Genomic DNA, 18576 nt, shown 5'->3' with positions numbered 1-18576 from the left:
AACACCAAACGGCTTTAGCCAAAATTTAGAATATCAAAAAGAATATGAAAAGAATGATCATTGCATCTTTGTTTCTGATCACAGCATGTAAAGAAGAAAAGAAAGAAACTCAAACACAGGTACAGCAAAAATCTTTTCCCCAAAAAACCGAAACCGGAATTTCAGAAAATAAACCTGATGAATCCGGAGAAGCAAAAAAATGGTTGGAAAAAAGTATCAAAAATTACTTTAAAGAAGATCTTGGGAGTTTGGATAAAGAAATGCAGAAAATCACAACCAAAGACTATTACGAGTATAAAACAGATGCAATGAACGTGGATATGGATGTTGATGGAAGTCTTACCTTAAAAGAATTCCAGGACAAATGGAAAGGTAAGTTTGATACTGATAAAGCTGGAATAGACTCCGGATTCCTTATTTCCGGACAGGACTGGATTAATATTGAAATTAGAAATTGTGACTTAAAATCCTCGTCAGACAATAATTACGTTTTTAATGTAGTCCTGGCTGATGATGGGTTTAAAGCCAAATATTCTCGTCAGATTAAAGTTATAAAAACAGATAATAAATTTCTGATAGCAGATGTTATTGAAGAAGAGTAAAATTTAAATAAAACGAAAAAATGTCAAAAATAGAAATAGCATGTTTCAATCCGGAATCCGCAATGACTGCATTTGAAAACGGAGCCGACAGAATAGAATTATGTGACGGACTAAATGAAGGCGGGACTACTCCTGATTTTGAAATAACAAAAGAACTCAGAGCAAAAATAAATATTCCGGTTTTTGTAATGATCCGCCCAAGAGGCGGAGATTTTACCTATTCGGAAGCTGAATTTGAACAAATGCAAAAAGATCTGCTCCAGCTTAAATCTCTGAAAGTAGATGGTTTTGTATTTGGAATCCTGGACGAAAATAATCAGATACATGGAGAACACAACAAGATTTTGGTTGAGATGGCATATCCTCTTCCATGTACTTTTCACCGTGCTTTTGACAGAGCAAAAGGCCTTGAAGATTCTTTGGAAAAAGTAATTGGCTGTGGCTTTAAAACGATCCTCACTTCAGGTCAGGAACCCAATGTTTCAGAAGGTAAAGAGAATCTGAAAAAACTGGTTGAGCTTGCTGCCGGAAGAATAGAAATTTTGGTTGGAGGCGGACTTCGTTCTACCAATATTGAAGAGATCAGGGAATTTACAAATGCCGGTTATTTTCACTCTTCTGCAATTACAGACGGTGGATCTTTTGCCAGCGCAAATGAGGTCCTCGCTTTGAAAAATAAGTGATTTTTAACGCAAAGTTCTATTTTAAACAACGTTGAGTTTGAGGGAAGCAAAGAATTGACTATGTCATTGATGAAGCTAACTGGATAAAACGTTCGCTTAGTCGAATCAATGTTAATTGATTCCGTCTTTGCAGACTTAAAACATGCAATATCTAAATGAACCTTTGCGTTAAATATAATGTGTTTTAAACGGAAATTTTTCATTTAGAATCACCTTAAGGCAAGCAAAGAATTCGACTATGTTGATTTCCTTCTTACATTCTTTAAATCTAAGAGTTAGATAATAAAACTTTGTGTCAAAAAAGATTTTCATTATATTTAAAAATAATGATTTCAATATAAAATGCTAAATATAAACACAAATGAATGACAGAAAACGAACTATCCTACAAAATAATAGGAGCCGCAATTGAAGTACATAAAAATCTTGGAGTTGGCTTATTGGAAAATGCTTACGAAATAGCTTTGGCGTATGAACTGAAACAGCTTGGAATGGAGGTGAAACAACAACCCCCCTTACCCTTAAAATATAAAGAAGTTACAATAGAAAATGCATATAAAATTGACTTAATTGTAGAAGGTAAGGTTATTATTGAAGTAAAAGCTGTTCTTGAGTTGAATCCCGTCTTTTATTCTCAGCTTTTAACCTATCTGAAGCTGACTAATGTAAAACTAGGCCTACTGATAAATTTTAATACTGAACTTATTAAATATGGGATTCACAGAATTGTAAATAAACTTGTTAATGAATAAATCTATTTTTTTTGCTTTCCTTTTTATTCAAAGTATTATGAATGCACAGCTTACAGAAAGAAGTTTATCTTCCGAAAAATGGCAGTTCAAAAATACACAGGAACAGAAATGGTTGCCTGCAAAAATTCCGGGCACTGTACATCTTGATCTGATAGATAATAAGATCATTTCCGATCCTTTTAAAGATGAAAATGAAAAAAAAGTACAGTGGATAGAAAATGAAGACTGGGAATATCAGACCCGTTTTAATGTATCATCAAAAGAACTTCAAAATGGACATATAGACCTTGTTTTTAACGGTCTTGACACTTTTTCAGAAATCTATCTGAACGGAAAACTGCTGAAAAAAACAGATAATATGTTCAGGAAATGGGAGATTCCTGTAAAAGAGTTTCTGAAAGAAGGAAATAACGATCTGAAAATTAAATTTACATCAGCTGTAAAAGAAGGAAAAGGACTGGCCGGGAAGGTTCCGTTTACCATGCCGGAGTCGCCCAGGAGTTTTGTAAGAAAAGCTCAGTATCAGTTTGGATGGGATTGGGGTCCAAGACTGGTTACTGCCGGAATCTGGAAAGATGCAGAACTTCGCTTCTGGAATCATGCTGCATTAAAAAATATAAAAATTGAGCAAAAAAATCTGACAAAACAACAGGCAGAGCTCAATATTCAAGCAGAAATTTTTGCAGATAAAGAAGGGGAATATTCTATTTCTATTAATACTCAATCAAATAAATTTCAGTTAAAAAAAGGTGAAAATAAGATCAAGATTCCTTTTAAAATTAGCAATCCAAAACTTTGGCAGCCTAATGGATGGGGCGATCCGAATTTATATAACATAAAAGTTTCTCTGCAAAAAAATTCCAAAATCCTTTCTGAAAAAACCGAAAGAATTGGGTTAAGAACCATTGAACTCATCCAGGAGAAAGATCAGGCAGGAAAATCCTTCTATTTTAAAGTCAATGGGAAACCATTGTATGCAAAAGGAACAAACTGGATTCCTTCCGATAGCTTTTCACCCAGAATAACCAAGGAAAAATACCGGAAGCTCATCAATGACGCCAAAGACGCCAATATGAATATGATCCGTGTATGGGGTGGTGGCATCTATGAAGATGATGAATTCTATAAAGCCTGTGACGAAAACGGTATTTTGGTCTGGCAGGATTTCATGTTTGCCGGCAGCTTTTATCCGGCCGATGAAGATTTTTTAAATAATGTAAAAGAAGAAGTAAAAGACCAGGTCAACAGGCTTCAGAACCATCCATCAATTGCTTTATGGTGCGGAAATAATGAAATTGATGAAGCCATCGTCAACTGGGGCTATCAGAAACAGTTCAAATACTCAAAAAATGATTCTCTTCAGGTTTGGAAAGACTATAAAAAACTATTCCATGAAGTGATTCCTAATGCTATGAAGGAAATTCTCACTTCGGATAAAAATATCTACTGGCCGAGCTCGCCGTCTATCGGATGGGGGCATAAAGAAAGCCTTACAGAAGGAGATTCCCATTACTGGGGAGTCTGGTGGGGGGAGCAACCGTTTGAAATATATAATGAAAAAGTAGGCCGTTTTATGTCAGAATACGGTTTTCAGGGAATGCCAAGCCTGGAAGCTGTGAAATTTATGTTTTCCGGAACTCCGGATCTTAACCTTCAGAGTCCGGTGATCAAAGCCCATGAAAAAAATGCCAGAGGTTGGGACATCATCGCTGAATATATTAAAAGGGACTATAAAAGGCCCTCAGATTTCGTGAAATACAATTACATTTCCCAGCTGCTCCAGGCCCGTGGGATGAAAATCGCCGTTGAAGCCCACCGACGTTCAAAACCCTATAATATGGGAACGTTATACTGGCAGCTTAATGACTGCTGGCCTGTAGTTTCCTGGTCCTCCATTGATTACCTTGGAAACTGGAAAGCTTTGCATTACCAGATGAAAAGAAGCTTTGAGCAGCAGGTTATTTTAACTGAAGAAAAAGAAGGTATTTTAAATTTTTATGCTGTTAATGACGGATTGAAGCCATTCAATAATATCAATTTAGAAGTAAAAGCAGTACGTTTCGATGGCACGGTTCTAAAAGAATTCAAAGCTCTTTCAAAAGAAAAAATACAGGGAAGTATTCTCAAATTTGATCCCGTTCAAGTATCAGCTTTGGTTTCTGATTCTGATAAAGATAAAGCCTTTTTACAACTTACTATAAAAGATAAGGATGGAATAATCATAGCGGTCAATCAACATTTCTTTACTAAACCCAAAGATCTGCAGCCGACACAACCTAGCATTAAGATCAGAAAAACTGCACCGGACGAAATTGAAATTTCCACAGATGTTTTGGCAAAAGATATTTATTTGATAGGAGATACCCATTTCAGTGATAACTTTTTTGATCTCCTTCCTTGTTCATCAAAAAAGATAAAACTCTCAAAACCTTTGGAAAATATAGAAGTGATGAGCCTTTGGGATACACTGCAAAATTAAAACATCATACCGCAATAAAAATCTGCTCAATCAGCCCAATCTGCGAGAATTTAAAAAATAAACCTTAAACCCATGCAATTCTAAGCATACATTTATTTTTAAATAAATTGATTTTCCTCAAAAATCAACCGTAACTTTATATTCAATTTTTAAATATGATGGTCAATTTTGTTCTGATTGCGGTGTGCATTATTGCAGGAATGGTATTCAAAGCAACAAAATCTATCCATCCCGATGCTCACAAAGGTATTAATACCTGGATTCTTTATCTTGCCCTGCCCGCAGTTTCTTTTAAATATCTGCCCAAAGTTAAATGGACAACAGAAATGCTGTTTCCCATTGCGGCTACCTTTCTTGTTTCTGTTTTCTGCTTCTTTTTTATGATGTTCTACAGTAAAAGTAAGGGCTATTCAAGGCGGTCCAGAAGTACAATGGAACTGACAAGCGGCTACAGCAATACATCCTTTATCGGTTTTCCTCTCATTAGTGCATTTTATGGCGAAAGTCTTTTAAGTATTGCCATTATTTGTGATCAGACCATGTTTTTTGCCCTTTCCACATTAGGAATTATAGCAGCAGTGAAGGGTGGGAGCAGATCCGGAAAGGTAAGTGCAAAATTTATTTTAAAAAGACTGGTCACTTTTCCTCCATTAATAGGATGCATTGCAGCATTGGTATTGTCGCAGTTTATTGATTTCACATTAGCAGAACCATTTTTTGATAAATTAGCAGCAACAGTGAGTCCGTTGGCTTTATTTTCTGTAGGACTCCAACTGAAATTTAACGGATGGAAAAAGCTGATCCCGCAAATGTCTGCTTCTATGCTCTACAAGCTCATTTTAGCGCCGGCTATTGTTTTAGGACTGGCTCTACTCCTGAATATAAAAGGAGATGTAGCAAAAATTACTGTATTTGAAGCTGCTATGCCAACCGTTGTCACCTCAAGTATTATTGCAGAACAGTTCAGGCTCAATACCAAGCTTACCAATCTCATTGTCGGCTTCAGTATTATTGTCGGGTTCTTTACCTCTGCGGTCTGGTATTATATCACAGAATTTCTTTTCTAAAATTGTCATACCGGTCTTGTATACAGGACGATGCGGCTGAATGTTTAAATATTCTCTCGCAGGTTTTGCAGATTGAGCAGATGTTTGCGTTATAATTATACTTTTATTTATTAAGATATAAGAGTACTATTGAGCCTGTTTTATTCATGATTATAAATCATAATATCCATAAACATCTGCTCAATCTGCGAGAGTAAAAAATGCAATCACTCATTTAAAAAAATAAAGAGGAACCATAAGTTTAATCAGAAAAACAGCATCAGACTGCTTTACCCTTTGATCTCAATAAAAAATTGCAGTTCTCTGAATAAAAATCTAATTTTACACTTTAAAAATTTCCCTTGCAGTACGCTCAAATAGTTTTACCGCTCAATTTAAAAGGATCTTTCACCTACAAAGTTCCTGAAGAACTAATGCCCATGATTCAACCGGGAATGCGGGTTCTCGTGCCTTTCGGGGGAAAGAAAATTTATACAGGAATTGTTTTTGAACTTCATGATAACGCCCCGGAAAGTTTTGTAGCTAAAGAAGTTATCAGTATTTTAGATGATAAACCCATCCTACCTGAAGAGCAGATCAGTTTCTGGAACTGGCTTTCAGAATATTATCTGTGCGGGCTGGGAGAGATCTACCGTTTTGCGTTTCCGTCTTCTTTAAAACTGGAAAGTGAAACCTATTTAAAATTAAAACCCAATATAACGGTTGATTTTGAAAACCTGGACGTTAATGAAATGTACCTTATCCAGGCACTGGAAGTACGTCAGCTCATCAACCTTACTGATATTGAAGCATTTATTCCTAAAAAAGAGATCATTAAAACGATCAATTCCCTGATTGATCTGCAGTACATTGAAATTGATGAAAAAATTGCCGAAAAATATAAAGCTAAAGAAGTAGCCTATGTCAGGATCAATGATGAGGTTTTAAGCAACCAGAATCTCACGGATATTCTTTTAAAGCTGAACAAGGCTCCGAAGCAGAAAGATCTTTTTCTGGCTATTTTAGAAAAACAGACCGAGCATCCGGAAGTTCCCATTAAAAAAGCAGAACTCTTTGAGGACGGATATTTTGGAAGCTCTCATTTTAAGGCGTTGGCAGATAAAAATCTTGTCGCAGAATATCATATGCAGAAAGACAGGATCGAAAGCTATGAAGGTGAAATTGAAGAACTTGAAGAACTTTCCGAAGAACAGCAAGAAGCTAAAACCGAAATTGATGAGGCCTTTGAAGAAGGCAAAAATGTATTGCTGCACGGTGTTACTTCCTCAGGGAAAACCCATATTTATTTAGAGAAAATTGAAGAATGTATTCAGGAAGGAAAAAATGTTCTGTTCCTGCTTCCCGAAATTTCTCTGACTAAACAGATCACTCAAAGATTAGAGAAGAAATATGGCCGACAACTTGGCTTCTATCATCAGAAATTAACCGATTTTGAACGTGTGGAAGTCTGGAGAAGAATCAAGCAGAACGATATTAAAATTCTTATAGGAACACGTAATGCGTTATTCCTGCCATTTCAGGATCTTGGACTTATTGTAGTGGATGAAGAACATGATTCTGCATACAGACCAAGGGAAGCTTCACCTTATTTCAATGCCAAAGATGCCGCATTGGTTTTAGGTAATTTTTATGGAGCCGGAGCGATTCTGGGGTCGGCAACACCTTCTGTAGAAAGCTACTACAACGCCAGAAAAGATAAAATAAAGTATATTTTCCTGAATGAGAGATTCGGAAATGTGAAGCTGCCGGAATACGAACTCATCAACTTTAAAGAAGCCCAGGAATCTAAAAAAGTTTCAGGGAATTTTTCTTTACATTTAATTGATGAGATTAAAAAAACGCTGGACGAGAAAAATCAGGCCATTGTGCTTCACAACCGCCGTGGTTATGCCAATGTAATTGAATGTGAAACCTGCGGCTATGTGAATTACTGTTCAAACTGTGATGTCGTAATGACCTACCATAAGGCAGCTAACGAAATGAAGTGTCATTACTGCGGACAAAGAGCTTCAAAGCCGAGAACCTGTCCGAAATGTCATTCAGAAAACCTTAACGAAAGAGGAGTAGGAGTAGAACAGATTCATGAAGAAGTATCCAAGATGTTTCCTGATCATGAAGTGGACAGAATGGATGTGGATTCTATGCGTAAAAAGTTTGCGTATGAAAAACTGTATGAAAAAATAGAAGAAGGCGAAACAGATATTATCGTGGGAACCCAAATGATATCAAAAGGACTCGATTTTGATCATATTGAGCTTGTCGCTATTCCTAAAGCGGATTCCCTGCTGTATGTTCAGGATTTCAGAGCGGAGGAAAGAGCCTACCAGCTGATCACCCAGGTTTCCGGAAGAGCCGGAAGAGTTTCCGGAAAAGGGAAAATTTTAATTCAGACCTATAATCCTGATCATTCCGTTTTTCAGCTGATCAAGATGAATAATCCTGCAAAAATTTACAAATATATCCTTACCGAACGTCAGAAATTCCATTACCCTCCGTTCACTAAACTCATTATGATCGAACTGAAACACCGGAAAGAAGACAAAGTGAACCGGGCTTCCCAGTTTTTGGGATCTGTTTTAAGAAAATATCTTCCTGAAGAATGTGTTTTGGGACCCGAAAGAGCACAGATTGCCAGGCTTAATAATCTATACCAATTCCAGATTATGCTGAAACTTCCCCGCGGGAAAAAGTATGATGAATTCAAAAAAATGGTTTTGCTAAGTTTGAATGAATTTGATGAAATCACTGCTTATCAAAGTATTAAAAAAGATGTTTTTGTAGATTTTTAACATTTTTTAACAAACTTTACGCTCTTTTATAAGAACCGTGTAACTCTTTTTATAACAATAATTTCTACTTTTGGTCGTTCATTAAATGTTTGGCTCTTTAAACGGATGATTTAACTTATCATTTTTTATAGCGTCAAACTATGGAAACAAAAAAAGATACATGGTAAATTACAGAAAATATATTTCAGGTGTAGCGGTATTGGCTTCTGGGTTTTTCCTTGCCCAATCTACCGTTTCTACAGTTCTTTACTCACAGGCATACGACAATCAGAAGAATACTTTGAATCTACCTTCTCCGGTTACCTCAATGGCGGAGAAAACAATTCTGTCGGCCAAAGAGCTTGTAGATATTAATGTAAACACAATGATGACGGATCCTGTGCTGAAAAATGCAAACTGGGGATTCGTAGTGTATGACCCCAAAACGAAGAAGGTCATTTCTTCGTACAATGAAAATACTCCTTTAGTACCGGCTTCTACCACAAAATTACTCACCACGGAAACAGCATTGAGCCTTTTAGGTGAAAACTACCGTTGGATGACACAGCTGGAATATTCGGGGACTATTGATGAAAACGGAGTTTTGAATGGTAATCTGTATCTCATAGGCAGCGGCGATCCTTCTTTAGGAACCAATAAAGCCGGTGCATGGTCCTACAGAGATATTATTTCAGACTTTATGGGCGGACTTTCACGCGAAGGAATCAGAAAGGTAAACGGTGATATTATCATTCAGACAGCGCTTTTCAAAGGCAATATTACAAGGCTTCCGGAAAATGTTGTATGGCTTGAAAACAATAATTACTATCTGCCCGTAGGAACTACCCGCGAGATCAATCCTGCCAACGAAAAGCTGATCATGAAAAAATCAGGATTGGCTTCTGAGAAAAAGTATTTCTATATGTCGCCTTACGCCAACCAGATGGTGTATGCAGAAAAATATGAGGGAGACGGATTTTTAACAACAAAACTTCCTGATGCTCCGGCTTATCTTGCCAATACTTTCAGAACAACGCTGGTAAAAAGTGGCATTGGTGTTACCGGAAAAGTAACCCCTAGAATGACAGATGCAGCTCCGGAGAGCAGAAAGCTGGTTTCAGCCTATAAATCTCCTACATTAGCGGATATTATATTCTATACGAACCAACACAGCGACAATTCTTTGGCAGAAGCTTTACTGAAGACAGTAGGCTTCCAGAAAATGGGTGACCAGACCTCGGAATCAGGAAGGATAGTGGTAACCAACCACCTGAAGGAGGAAAGTTTTGATATGATGGGTCTGAATTATATGGATGGAAGCGGGCTTTCCAGAAACAATAATGTAACGCCAATTTCGCAGGTTAAGTTTTTAACGTCTTTAATGGATGAGAAATATTACAAAGCTTATTTCACTTCACTGCCTGTAGGCGGACAGTCCGGAACGCTGAAAAGGATGTTCATCGGTACCGGAAACGGTCAGGTTTTTGCCAAAACAGGAACTTTGAATAAGGTAAAAACATTGGCAGGATACCTGAAGACCAACTCTGGAAAAACATTAGTATTTTCTTTAATGGTCAACAATTATTCAGGATCAGTAGATATGGTAAAGAAAAGAATGGAAAAGATTCTTGAACCGGCTCTCGATCTCTAAAAAATATTATTTTAATATTCTAAAAACCTTTTAATCAATGATTAGAAGGTTTTTTTTATCTTTGGTCATATCTAATATTCTGAGTATGAGAAAATTTTATCTTCTAATTCTGGGCTTTTTGATCTCCCAGCCGTTCTTTGGACAGATACAGGATCAAAATATTGAAATGAAAGGGCTTATCGCAAAAGAAATGAAATCTTTTACGAAGAAAATGACCACCTACAATATTAATCCAAACACTCTAAATTACGATCTTCAGTATCAAAGGATGAATGTTACTCTGGATCCTGCGGTATATAATATTTCAGGTTCTGTGACCTCACATTTCAAGCCTAATCAGAATATGAGCAGCATTTATTTTGATCTGTCGGATATTCTGGTCGTTTCCCAGGTGCAGTATCATGGAAGCAGTCTCACTTTCCAGCAGCTTCCGACAAAAGAAGTGAAAATAGATTTTCCGGCTTCAATTCCCGCAAATACTCTGGATTCCTTAACGATTCATTATTCCGGTGCCCCTTCTGCTGCTGGAGGCGCTTTTACAGCATCTACACAGGGCGGAACACCTATTATCTGTACTTTAAGTGAGCCTTATGGTGCGCAGGATTGGTTTCCAACAAAACAAAGCCTTAATGATAAGATCGAAAGATTTGATTTTAAAATTACCACACCTTCTCAATATAATGTTGCAGCCAACGGAAAACTGATGTCTGAAACAGTGCTTCCGGGAAATCAGAAACTTACTTTCTGGAGAACAGCTTATCCCACATCTGCTTACCTGATTGCCCTTTCCATAACCAATTTCGTTAAGCTGAATGATACCATGGGAAACCCGCCGTTTCCGTTCGTTAATTATGTTTATCCTTCCACCAGTGCAAATGCAACAAGTATGTCTAATATTGAGTGGACGAAAGTGGTTATGAATACTTTTGAAACCTATTTCGGACCTTATCCTTTCCGCAACGAAAAATACGGACATATGGAGTTCACCAATGGAGGCGGAATGGAACATCAGACGATGACGTCTATGGGAAGCTGGAGCAAAGGTCTTATTGCCCATGAGCTTGCTCATCAGTGGTTTGGTGATAAGGTGACCTGTGGCGCCTGGAATGATATCTGGCTGAATGAAGGTTTTGCCACTTTCGGTGCTGTTCTTGCCAACGAAAAATTACTGATGACCAATACTGAGTTTAAGAATTTCCTGTTGGGAGAAATCAATAATATTACTTCTGCTACTGATGGTTCTACGTACGTCCCAGATTCCGGCCTTTCCAGTGTAAGCAGAATATTCAACAACAGGCTAACCTATGTAAAAGGAGCCTATATTTTAAGAATGATCAAATGGATCCTTGGGGATACGGCCTTTTATCAGGCAGTAAGAGATTATCATGCCAGACCGAATTTGGCCTATAATTATGTGAGAACTGCAGATTTTAATGCATCGCTGCTGCAGTCTACAGGAAAAGATTTTACGGGATTTTTTAATGACTGGCTATATGGTGAAGGTTATCCAACCTATACGACAAAATGGAAACAGACCGGAAATCAGATCCTGTTTAAAGTTTCCCAAATCCAAAGCAGTCCTTCAGTGAGCTTTTTTGAAATGCCATTGCCGATTAAGGTGAACGGAACCGGCGGACAGATTGCTTATTTTGTCCTGAATCATACCTCTGATAACCAGTATTTCCTGGAAACAGTTTCTTTCCCTGTAGCCAGTGTTGAATTTAATTATGAATACCAGATCCTGGAGAAAAATTCTACAGTGGCTCAGGATAATACATTAAGCGTATTATCTGTGGAGAAGGAAGATTTTGCACTATATCCGAATCCTGCAAAGAACGAGCTCTATATAAAAGGAATTGATAAGGCTGTTGAGTTTTCCATTCATTCTATGGATGGGAAACTGATCAAAAAAGATGTATATCAACCTGAAAAAGCGGTTAGAATCTCAGACTTGGTTCCGGGCTCTTATATTTTCACTATTCATGAAAAGAATATTAAGTTTCTAAAACAATAGTAAAAAAAGAAACATTCAGGTATTGTTCTGCCGGTAGCAGAGAACTGAGTGTTAGCTAAGAATGACTTTAAATACCCAGAAAACCTTCAGCAATGAAGGTTTTTTACATTGGAGAAATTTAAAACATCGGATAAAAGATATACAGAGGGCGTTCAGGGGATAATATGGTATATATAAATTCCATTGTTAAATAATTTTATTGTTAAGAATTATGATAAAGGCTTTCAGATCAGAAAGCTTTTTTGTTTTCTGGCTGCTGTTGCTGCTCTTCTTCTGGCTGTTTTTACTTTGTATTTGAACCATTTTTCTTTAAAGAGTTTTCGCATGATATTGTCAAAGTTTCTTGTAATTACCATATTTTTGAAACCGCGCCATTTTTCCAGAATACTGGACGGGAGTGCTCTTACAGAAACGGAATAGCCTTCAGTTTCATATTGGATGTAATGCCACCAGCCGGAAGGAATATAAAGGGTTTCACCAGGCTGTAGTATAGCTTCATAACCGTCAAGATAGAGTAGAGATGGAAATTCTCTGTAATCCGGATCTTTAATATTCGGTAAGCTGTGAAAATTATAAGGAAGTTTATACATAAGATCCGACTGCTCCCAAGGGAAAAGCCAAATCCTTTTGGTTCCCTGAAATTGCGTGATAAAAACATGTGACATATCTATATCAATGTGATTTCTGGTAATAGAGCCTTCGCCTCCGAAGAACATAAAAGGCAGCCATTTCAATATTTTCCCGTTTGTAACATCATTATAAAGAATATCATCCTTAAGTTCGGGCCTGATAGTAAGCAGATTAAATAAAAACAGCCTGTGTTCTGTGGGAGTGCTGCTAATCAGGTCGAGGTATTCAGCGAATGTAGTCTGACCAATTGGGCTGCTGGCCACTTTATCCAGAGATTCCAGCTCACTTCCATAAATATTAACTTTGTGGTCACCTGCTATTTCTTTGAAGTATTCATAATTCCATTTTTTGAAAGCAGGACTTTCAGGATCAATAAAATCCTCCATAATAACAGGAAATCGTGGCTTCATATGGTTATTTATAAAGCTTCCGGAACTTATTTTCTTTACTTTTTGTATCGGGCTCAATCTCATAATCCAGAATTTGTAGACAAATATAATTATTATCCTACTAAATTAGTAGACTAATTGTGTTAAAACTGAAATTGAATTGTTATTTTGAGAATTAAAACTTATAAAAGCTGATATTTTAACGCCTTTTTATTAAATTAGCACATCTAAAAAATTACTAAAAATGATCTCTGAAAAATATCTTCAGCATTTACAGAACGAACTGCAAAACATTGAAAATGATGGTCTTTATAAAAGAGAAAGAATCATCACTTCCCAGCAGAGTGCGGAAATTGAAGCCAATGGAAAGAAGCTTTTAAACTTCTGTGCGAATAATTATCTGGGTCTGTCAAACAATCCGGAAGTAATGAAAGCTTCCCAGGAAATGATAGAATCTCACGGTTATGGAATGTCTTCTGTACGTTTTATCTGCGGAACCCAGGACATCCACAAACAACTGGAGAAGAAAATTGCAGACTTTTTAGGTCTTGAAGATACAATTCTGTATGCGGCATGCTTTGATGCGAACGGTGGTGTTTTTGAGCCATTGTTTACTGAAGAAGATGCTATTATTTCAGATGAGCTGAATCATGCATCCATTATTGACGGGGTACGTCTTTGTAAATCGGCAAGATACCGTTACAAAAACAATAATATGGCTGATCTGGAAGCCCAGTTAATCGCTGCGTCCGAAAAGAATCACCGTTTCAAGATCATTGTTACAGACGGGGTTTTCTCTATGGATGGTATTGTTGCAGACCTGAAAGGCGTATGCGATCTTGCTGATAAATATAATGCACTTGTAATGGTGGATGATTCCCATGCTACAGGTTTCATCGGGAAAACAGGCCGTGGAACTCACGAAGCCAATGAAGTAATGGGCAGGGTAGATATTATCACTTCTACCTTAGGAAAAGCCTTGGGAGGAGCTCTTGGAGGATTTACTTCGGGTAAAAAAGAAATCATCGATATGCTGAGACAGCGTTCACGTCCATATTTGTTTTCTAATTCATTAGCGCCCGGAATCGTTGGGGCTGCCTTGAAAGTTCTGGATATGATCTCTGAGGATACCTCACTTCGTGACCAGGTAATGGAAAATGCAGAATATTTCAGAAAGGCGATGGTGGCTAAAGGCTTTGATATTCCGGAAGGTGATGCAGCTATTGTTCCGGTGATGCTGTATGATGCGCCTCTTGCCCAGAAAATGGCTGAAAAGCTGATGGATGAAGGCATTTATGTAATCGGATTCTTCTATCCTGTGGTACCGAAAGGAAAAGCAAGGATCAGAGTACAGCTTTCTGCCGCCCACACAAAAGCTCACCTTGATAAAGCGATTGCTGCTTTTGATAAAGTAGGAAAGGAGCTTGGTGTTATTTCTTAATTAAACATTCAGGATATAGATGCTTCGGCTTTGCTTAGCATGACAATGTTCATTATTACGTTTGATTTTTAGATGAAAATTAAAACAGTTAGTATAAGCGATGTCATGCTGAGTGAAGCCGAAGCATTTTTATAACTATTTCTAACAAATATTTTTGTTATTAACATTATATTTGCCATTATTTTAAAAAATGCTTTATACAATAATCAAAGCACTGCACATTATCTTCATGGTAAGCTATTTTGCGGGAATATTTTATCTCGTAAGAATTTTTGTTTACTACAAGGATACGGATGAATTTGCTGAAGAGAAAAAGAAGATACTTAGAGAACAGTATACATTCATGGCCAGACGACTGTGGAATATCATCACTGTTCCGGCTGGAATTATTATGGCTGTCTGCGGAATTGTCATGATCTTCCTGAATACCGGATTGATGAAAATGCCGTGGTTTCATTTAAAACTGACTTTCCTGATCGGTCTTGCTGTTTATCATTACTGGTGCTGGAAAAAAGTGCTGAAACTGAAAGAACTGAACGGAGAAACTATCGAAACTCCTAATATCAAGCTGAGACAGGCCAATGAAATTGCAACCTTCATTCTGTTTCTGGTAGTGTTTACAGTGATTCTGAAATCTTCAGTTATTGAGTACTGGTGGCAATTAATTGCAGGATTTTTCGTTCTTGTATTTCTGATCATGATGACCGTTAAACTCGTTAATAAGAATAAAAAAAACAAATAATTGTTTAAGTAGAATGCATACACCATACATTCTACTTTTTACATTTTACAAAAAACTATGATTGCAATTTTAAAAAAGGAACTTTGGAGTTACTTTGGAAACTGGAGCGCATGGGTAATCATCGCTGCATTCAGTCTCATAACAGCTCTTTTCCTGTTTTTCTTCGAGAATGATTCTAATATTTTCGACATCGGGATGGCCTCCCTGCAGAGCTATTTCGTATTGGTTCCATGGCTGCTGATGTTTATTATTCCTGCGCTTTCTATGAAAACCTTTGCAGAAGAGCAGCAAACAGGAACGCTGAACTGGCTGTTTTCCCAGCCTTTAAAAGTTTCAGACCTGGTAGCAGGAAAATTTCTTTCGGTATGGATCGTTGGGGTTTTATGCCTTATTCCGTCACTGATCTATCTTTATACGGTATACGTTTTAGGAGTTCCTACAGGGAATATTGACCTTGGAATGACTTTCGGAAGCTATATTGGATTAATCGTTTTAATCGCTGCTTTCTCTGGAGTAGGGATTTTAGCTTCTTCGCTTTCTCAAAATCAGATCATGGCCTATCTACTGGGAGTTTTCATGTGTTTTATCATGTATTTTGGAATAGAGCAGCTGGCAAGCTATAAACTATTGGGTGGTGCAGATTTTATCCTTCAGAATATAGGGTTTTATCAGCATTTTCTTGGCTTTACCAGAGGTCTTATAGATCTTAAAGATGTGGCTTATTTTATTCTGATCATTGGTGCTACGTTATTATTGTCCAACCATTTTATCACTAAAAAGAAGTAGCATGATGAAGAAGTTCAATATTAAATCTCCATTAGGAATTTTCTTAATAGCAGTGATACCCTTGGTTATTCTGCTTACGTATTCAGGAATCAGATTAGATTTAACCAAAGAAAAAAGATATACGCTTTCGGATAATACGGTAAAGGTACTGGAATCGGTGAAAAAGCCGCTTACGGTAGATGTTTATCTTGAGGGTGATTTTCCGGCAAGCTTTAAGCAGCTTCAGAGCGAAACCAGATTTATGCTGGAAGAGTTCAGAAAAATCAACCCGAAGATCGATTTCAAATTTATTGATCCGATTAAGACAAAAATGTCCCAGGACACGCTGATGGCGATGGGAATGCAGCCTTCTGTTCTTCCGGATGTTAAAGACGGAAAGATTTCCCAGATCACCCTTTTTCCATACGCTGTTATAAAATATGATAAAAGAGGGGTTTCTATTCCGCTGGTTGTACAGCAGGCGGGAATAGATGCGGATCAGCAACTGACAAGATCTATAGAAGGTCTGGAATACAGCCTGGTTTCCAATATCAAGAATATTGCAGCTAATAAAAGAAAGAAGGTAGGAATCCTGGTAAATCATGACGAACTGGGACCTGAAGAGTTCCATAGCTTTATGCAGCTGGCACTGGAAAATTACGATGCAGGACCGGTTATTCCAAAAAACCAGACAGAGCTTACTCAGGAAGATCTTCCTTTGCTGAAACAGATGAGTGCTCTGGTCATTGCAAAGCCGAGAAAAGCATTCACAGATAATGAAAAAGTGATTCTTGACCAGTTTATTATGAATGGCGGGAAAACGCTTTGGATGATCGATGCCGTAAATGCCGAAATGGATACGCTGACAAGGTCTCAAAAGGTAATGCCTTTCCCTGTGGATATCAATATGACGGATTTCTTTTTCAATTACGGGATCAGGATCAATCCGGCTTTGGTGAAGGATGTAAAGAAATTTGCACTCCTGAAACTGGTAACCGGTGAAGTAGGAGGGAACCCTCAATATACAAGCCTGCCGTGGCCCTATTTTCCTTTGGGAATTGCTGAGAATGATAATCCGATCACGAAAAATATCAACCCGGTAAAATTTGAATTTCCAACCTCCATTGATACTTTGGGCGGAAGAAAAAATATCAAAACAAAAGTACTTTTTGAATCCAGCGAAAGAACACTTCTGAAACAGGTTCCCAACTATGTGGATCTGAAAGAGATTGCCAGTGTAGACAGTCTTGGCCAGATGGAAAAACCAAGCACCCCGAAAATCTTTGCCGTTGCGCTGGAGGGGAAGTTTAATTCTGCCTATGCATCAAGAATTGAACGAAAAGGTTATCCCGGATTTAAAAGCCAGAGCCCTGAAAACAAAATGATCATCATTGCAGACGGAGATGTAGGAAGAAACAAAATGCACAAAGGTGAGCCACTCCCAATGGGAATTGACCGTCTCACCAATCAGGAGTTCGGAAACGAGCAGTTTCTGAGAAATGCACTGGATTATCTTCTGGATGACAACAACCTGATGGCTCTCCGAAACAGAAACATAGAAGAAAGACTCCTGGACCGAAACCGCATTACGGAAGAAAAAACAAACTGGCAGTGGCTGAATTTATTACTGCCTTTGGTAGTGATTGGCCTGCTGGGAGGTTTGTTTTTCTGGCTGAGGAAGAGGAAGTTTGGATAAATAAAAGAGAAACCGGAAGGTTTCTCTTTTATTTATGAAATATTTTATTTAACCTTCCAGAACCGGAATAATATGTTCCCACTTCAGCTGTTTCACATAGTCCAGAGCGGTTTTTCCGTTGTTAGATTTTATATTTTTATCTGCACCGGCTCCCAATATAATTTTTACAGAGGTAAGATTTCCGGCGATGGCCTCTCTATGAAGAAGAGTAAGTCCATTTTCATCTTTGTTGGTAAGTTCGTCGGGGTATTCCTGAAGGAACTTTAGGAATTCTCCTTCCTTATTTTTACTCATCGGATGCTCTATAAGATTTTCTGGTTTTTCCTTCTGTTCATTCACTACCTCTATATCATTGAAATCTCCGAAATCCAGCTGCCATGCGTCGTCGTGCTCTTTTCTTTCATCTTCAGGCATATCAGCTCGCATTTTATGAATGGTAAATCCGCCATAGGCTTTTGGTAAAGGATTGGCGGGTGAAGAAAATAGTTTGGAGAGTCCTTTGGGCTTCTTAGCAGCAGGAGTGATGGCAAAAAGCCAGTCGCTGATCTCATTCAGTGGAATCTCAAAATAATCTCCGGCCTGGATATTGGTAAGGTTGTTGGGATTGTTAATCAGGAATCCACTTACCGTATCACCGTCAAAATCAATCTCGTTGATCCACATGTGTTCTACCGTATTTTCTCCTGTTTCAGGATCTTCTTCACTGAATGCTGCCTTTACGCAGGCAAGGTCAAGACCGGGAATAATTCTTCTGTTTTCCCAGGACTGTTCCCGCCAGAAATATTTAAAAGTTTCTCTTGCTCTTTCATATGCTTCGATCATTTTAGGATCCTGTCCATCAGTAAATATAAACGAATTCTCTTCCATTGTGATTGGTAATTGATATTAATATTTGAT

Annotated in this window: 14 protein-coding genes; 12 read left to right on the top strand and 2 right to left on the bottom strand. The window is 37.7% G+C overall.

What is annotated here, in order from left to right; all coding sequences use genetic code 11:
* The first annotated feature begins 44 nt into the window (after positions 1 to 44).
* The 8 genes from V6R96_RS19605 (at position 45) to V6R96_RS19570 (ending at position 12016) form a co-directional block, all read left to right on the top strand.
* Positions 45 to 602 carry a hypothetical protein gene (locus tag V6R96_RS19605; protein WP_336379853.1) on the top strand — a complete coding sequence of 186 codons (558 nt, stop codon included), beginning with the start codon at positions 45 to 47 and terminating at the stop codon, positions 600 to 602.
* A gap of 20 nt (positions 603 to 622) precedes the next feature.
* A complete protein-coding gene (locus V6R96_RS19600; protein WP_336379854.1) occupies positions 623 to 1285 on the top strand; it encodes a copper homeostasis protein CutC in 663 nt (220 codons plus the stop codon).
* Positions 1286 to 1650: 365 nt separating this feature from the next.
* Positions 1651 to 2037, top strand: coding sequence for a GxxExxY protein (locus tag V6R96_RS19595; protein WP_336379855.1), 387 nt, complete (start codon positions 1651 to 1653; stop codon positions 2035 to 2037).
* Positions 2030 to 4516, top strand: coding sequence for a glycosyl hydrolase 2 galactose-binding domain-containing protein (locus V6R96_RS19590; protein WP_336379856.1), 2487 nt, complete (start codon positions 2030 to 2032; stop codon positions 4514 to 4516). The genes V6R96_RS19595 and V6R96_RS19590 overlap by 8 nt, the downstream gene beginning before the upstream one ends.
* Positions 4517 to 4671: 155 nt before the next feature.
* Positions 4672 to 5583, top strand: a complete 912-nt coding sequence (locus V6R96_RS19585; protein WP_223558714.1) for an AEC family transporter — start codon at positions 4672 to 4674, stop codon at positions 5581 to 5583.
* 341 nt (positions 5584 to 5924) lie between these two features.
* On the top strand, positions 5925 to 8372 hold the full coding sequence (gene priA / locus V6R96_RS19580; RefSeq protein ID WP_336379857.1) for a primosomal protein N': 2448 nt from the start codon (positions 5925 to 5927) through the stop codon (positions 8370 to 8372).
* Between the two features lie 160 nt (positions 8373 to 8532).
* Entirely contained in the window at positions 8533 to 10002 is a 1470-nt protein-coding gene (gene dacB / locus V6R96_RS19575) for a D-alanyl-D-alanine carboxypeptidase/D-alanyl-D-alanine-endopeptidase (protein ID WP_111960429.1), read from the top strand.
* An 85-nt stretch (positions 10003 to 10087) separates the two neighbouring features.
* A complete protein-coding gene (locus V6R96_RS19570) occupies positions 10088 to 12016 on the top strand; it encodes a M1 family aminopeptidase (RefSeq protein WP_336379858.1) in 1929 nt (642 codons plus the stop codon).
* Between the two features lie 224 nt (positions 12017 to 12240).
* Here the strand turns inward: V6R96_RS19570 and V6R96_RS19565 are convergent, their stop codons facing one another.
* A complete protein-coding gene (locus tag V6R96_RS19565; protein ID WP_111960433.1) occupies positions 12241 to 13119 on the bottom strand; it encodes a cupin-like domain-containing protein in 879 nt (292 codons plus the stop codon).
* A gap of 160 nt (positions 13120 to 13279) precedes the next feature.
* On the opposite strand from V6R96_RS19565, the gene kbl reads away from it, so the two are divergent.
* The 4 genes from kbl (at position 13280) to gldG (ending at position 17679) form a co-directional block, all read left to right on the top strand.
* A complete protein-coding gene (gene kbl, locus V6R96_RS19560) occupies positions 13280 to 14476 on the top strand; it encodes a glycine C-acetyltransferase (RefSeq protein WP_336379859.1) in 1197 nt (398 codons plus the stop codon).
* Positions 14477 to 14666: 190 nt separating this feature from the next.
* The gene (locus tag V6R96_RS19555) at positions 14667 to 15218 is read left to right on the top strand and encodes a CopD family protein (protein ID WP_034707934.1); all 552 of its coding nucleotides are present in this window, start codon (positions 14667 to 14669) and stop codon (positions 15216 to 15218) included.
* 57 nt (positions 15219 to 15275) lie between these two features.
* On the top strand, positions 15276 to 16004 hold the full coding sequence (locus V6R96_RS19550; RefSeq protein WP_336379860.1) for an ABC transporter permease: 729 nt from the start codon (positions 15276 to 15278) through the stop codon (positions 16002 to 16004).
* Between the two features lie 4 nt (positions 16005 to 16008).
* Positions 16009 to 17679, top strand: coding sequence for a gliding motility-associated ABC transporter substrate-binding protein GldG (gldG, locus tag V6R96_RS19545; RefSeq protein ID WP_336379978.1), 1671 nt, complete (start codon positions 16009 to 16011; stop codon positions 17677 to 17679).
* 48 nt (positions 17680 to 17727) lie between these two features.
* Here gldG and V6R96_RS19540 read toward each other — a convergent pair whose 3' ends face one another.
* Positions 17728 to 18546: a DUF2314 domain-containing protein gene (locus V6R96_RS19540; RefSeq protein WP_336379861.1), complete on the bottom strand. Its 819-nt coding sequence runs from the start codon at positions 18544 to 18546 to the stop codon at positions 17728 to 17730.
* Positions 18547 to 18576: the final 30 nt, after the last annotated feature.

Origin of the sequence: Chryseobacterium sp. CCNWLW53 (assembly GCF_037083525.1) — a bacterium.
Classification (GTDB): domain Bacteria; phylum Bacteroidota; class Bacteroidia; order Flavobacteriales; family Weeksellaceae; genus Chryseobacterium; species Chryseobacterium lathyri.
The sequence above is the reverse complement of the archived record's forward strand: the minus strand, read 5'-3'. Positions and strand labels throughout refer to the sequence as shown.

Coding starts and splice junctions, on each gene's coding strand:
- dacB (WP_111960429.1), top strand. CDS start 8,533: ATGGTAAATTACAGAAAATATATTTCAGGTGTAGCGGTATTGGCTTCT.
- gldG (WP_336379978.1), top strand. CDS start 16,009: ATGAAGAAGTTCAATATTAAATCTCCATTAGGAATTTTCTTAATAGCA.
- V6R96_RS19590 (WP_336379856.1), top strand. CDS start 2,030: ATGAATAAATCTATTTTTTTTGCTTTCCTTTTTATTCAAAGTATTATG.
- V6R96_RS19595 (WP_336379855.1), top strand. CDS start 1,651: ATGACAGAAAACGAACTATCCTACAAAATAATAGGAGCCGCAATTGAA.
- V6R96_RS19605 (WP_336379853.1), top strand. CDS start 45: ATGAAAAGAATGATCATTGCATCTTTGTTTCTGATCACAGCATGTAAA.
- V6R96_RS19565 (WP_111960433.1), bottom strand. CDS start 13,119: ATGAGATTGAGCCCGATACAAAAAGTAAAGAAAATAAGTTCCGGAAGC.
- V6R96_RS19600 (WP_336379854.1), top strand. CDS start 623: ATGTCAAAAATAGAAATAGCATGTTTCAATCCGGAATCCGCAATGACT.
- V6R96_RS19570 (WP_336379858.1), top strand. CDS start 10,088: ATGAGAAAATTTTATCTTCTAATTCTGGGCTTTTTGATCTCCCAGCCG.
- V6R96_RS19550 (WP_336379860.1), top strand. CDS start 15,276: ATGATTGCAATTTTAAAAAAGGAACTTTGGAGTTACTTTGGAAACTGG.
- V6R96_RS19555 (WP_034707934.1), top strand. CDS start 14,667: ATGCTTTATACAATAATCAAAGCACTGCACATTATCTTCATGGTAAGC.
- kbl (WP_336379859.1), top strand. CDS start 13,280: ATGATCTCTGAAAAATATCTTCAGCATTTACAGAACGAACTGCAAAAC.
- V6R96_RS19585 (WP_223558714.1), top strand. CDS start 4,672: ATGATGGTCAATTTTGTTCTGATTGCGGTGTGCATTATTGCAGGAATG.
- V6R96_RS19540 (WP_336379861.1), bottom strand. CDS start 18,546: ATGGAAGAGAATTCGTTTATATTTACTGATGGACAGGATCCTAAAATG.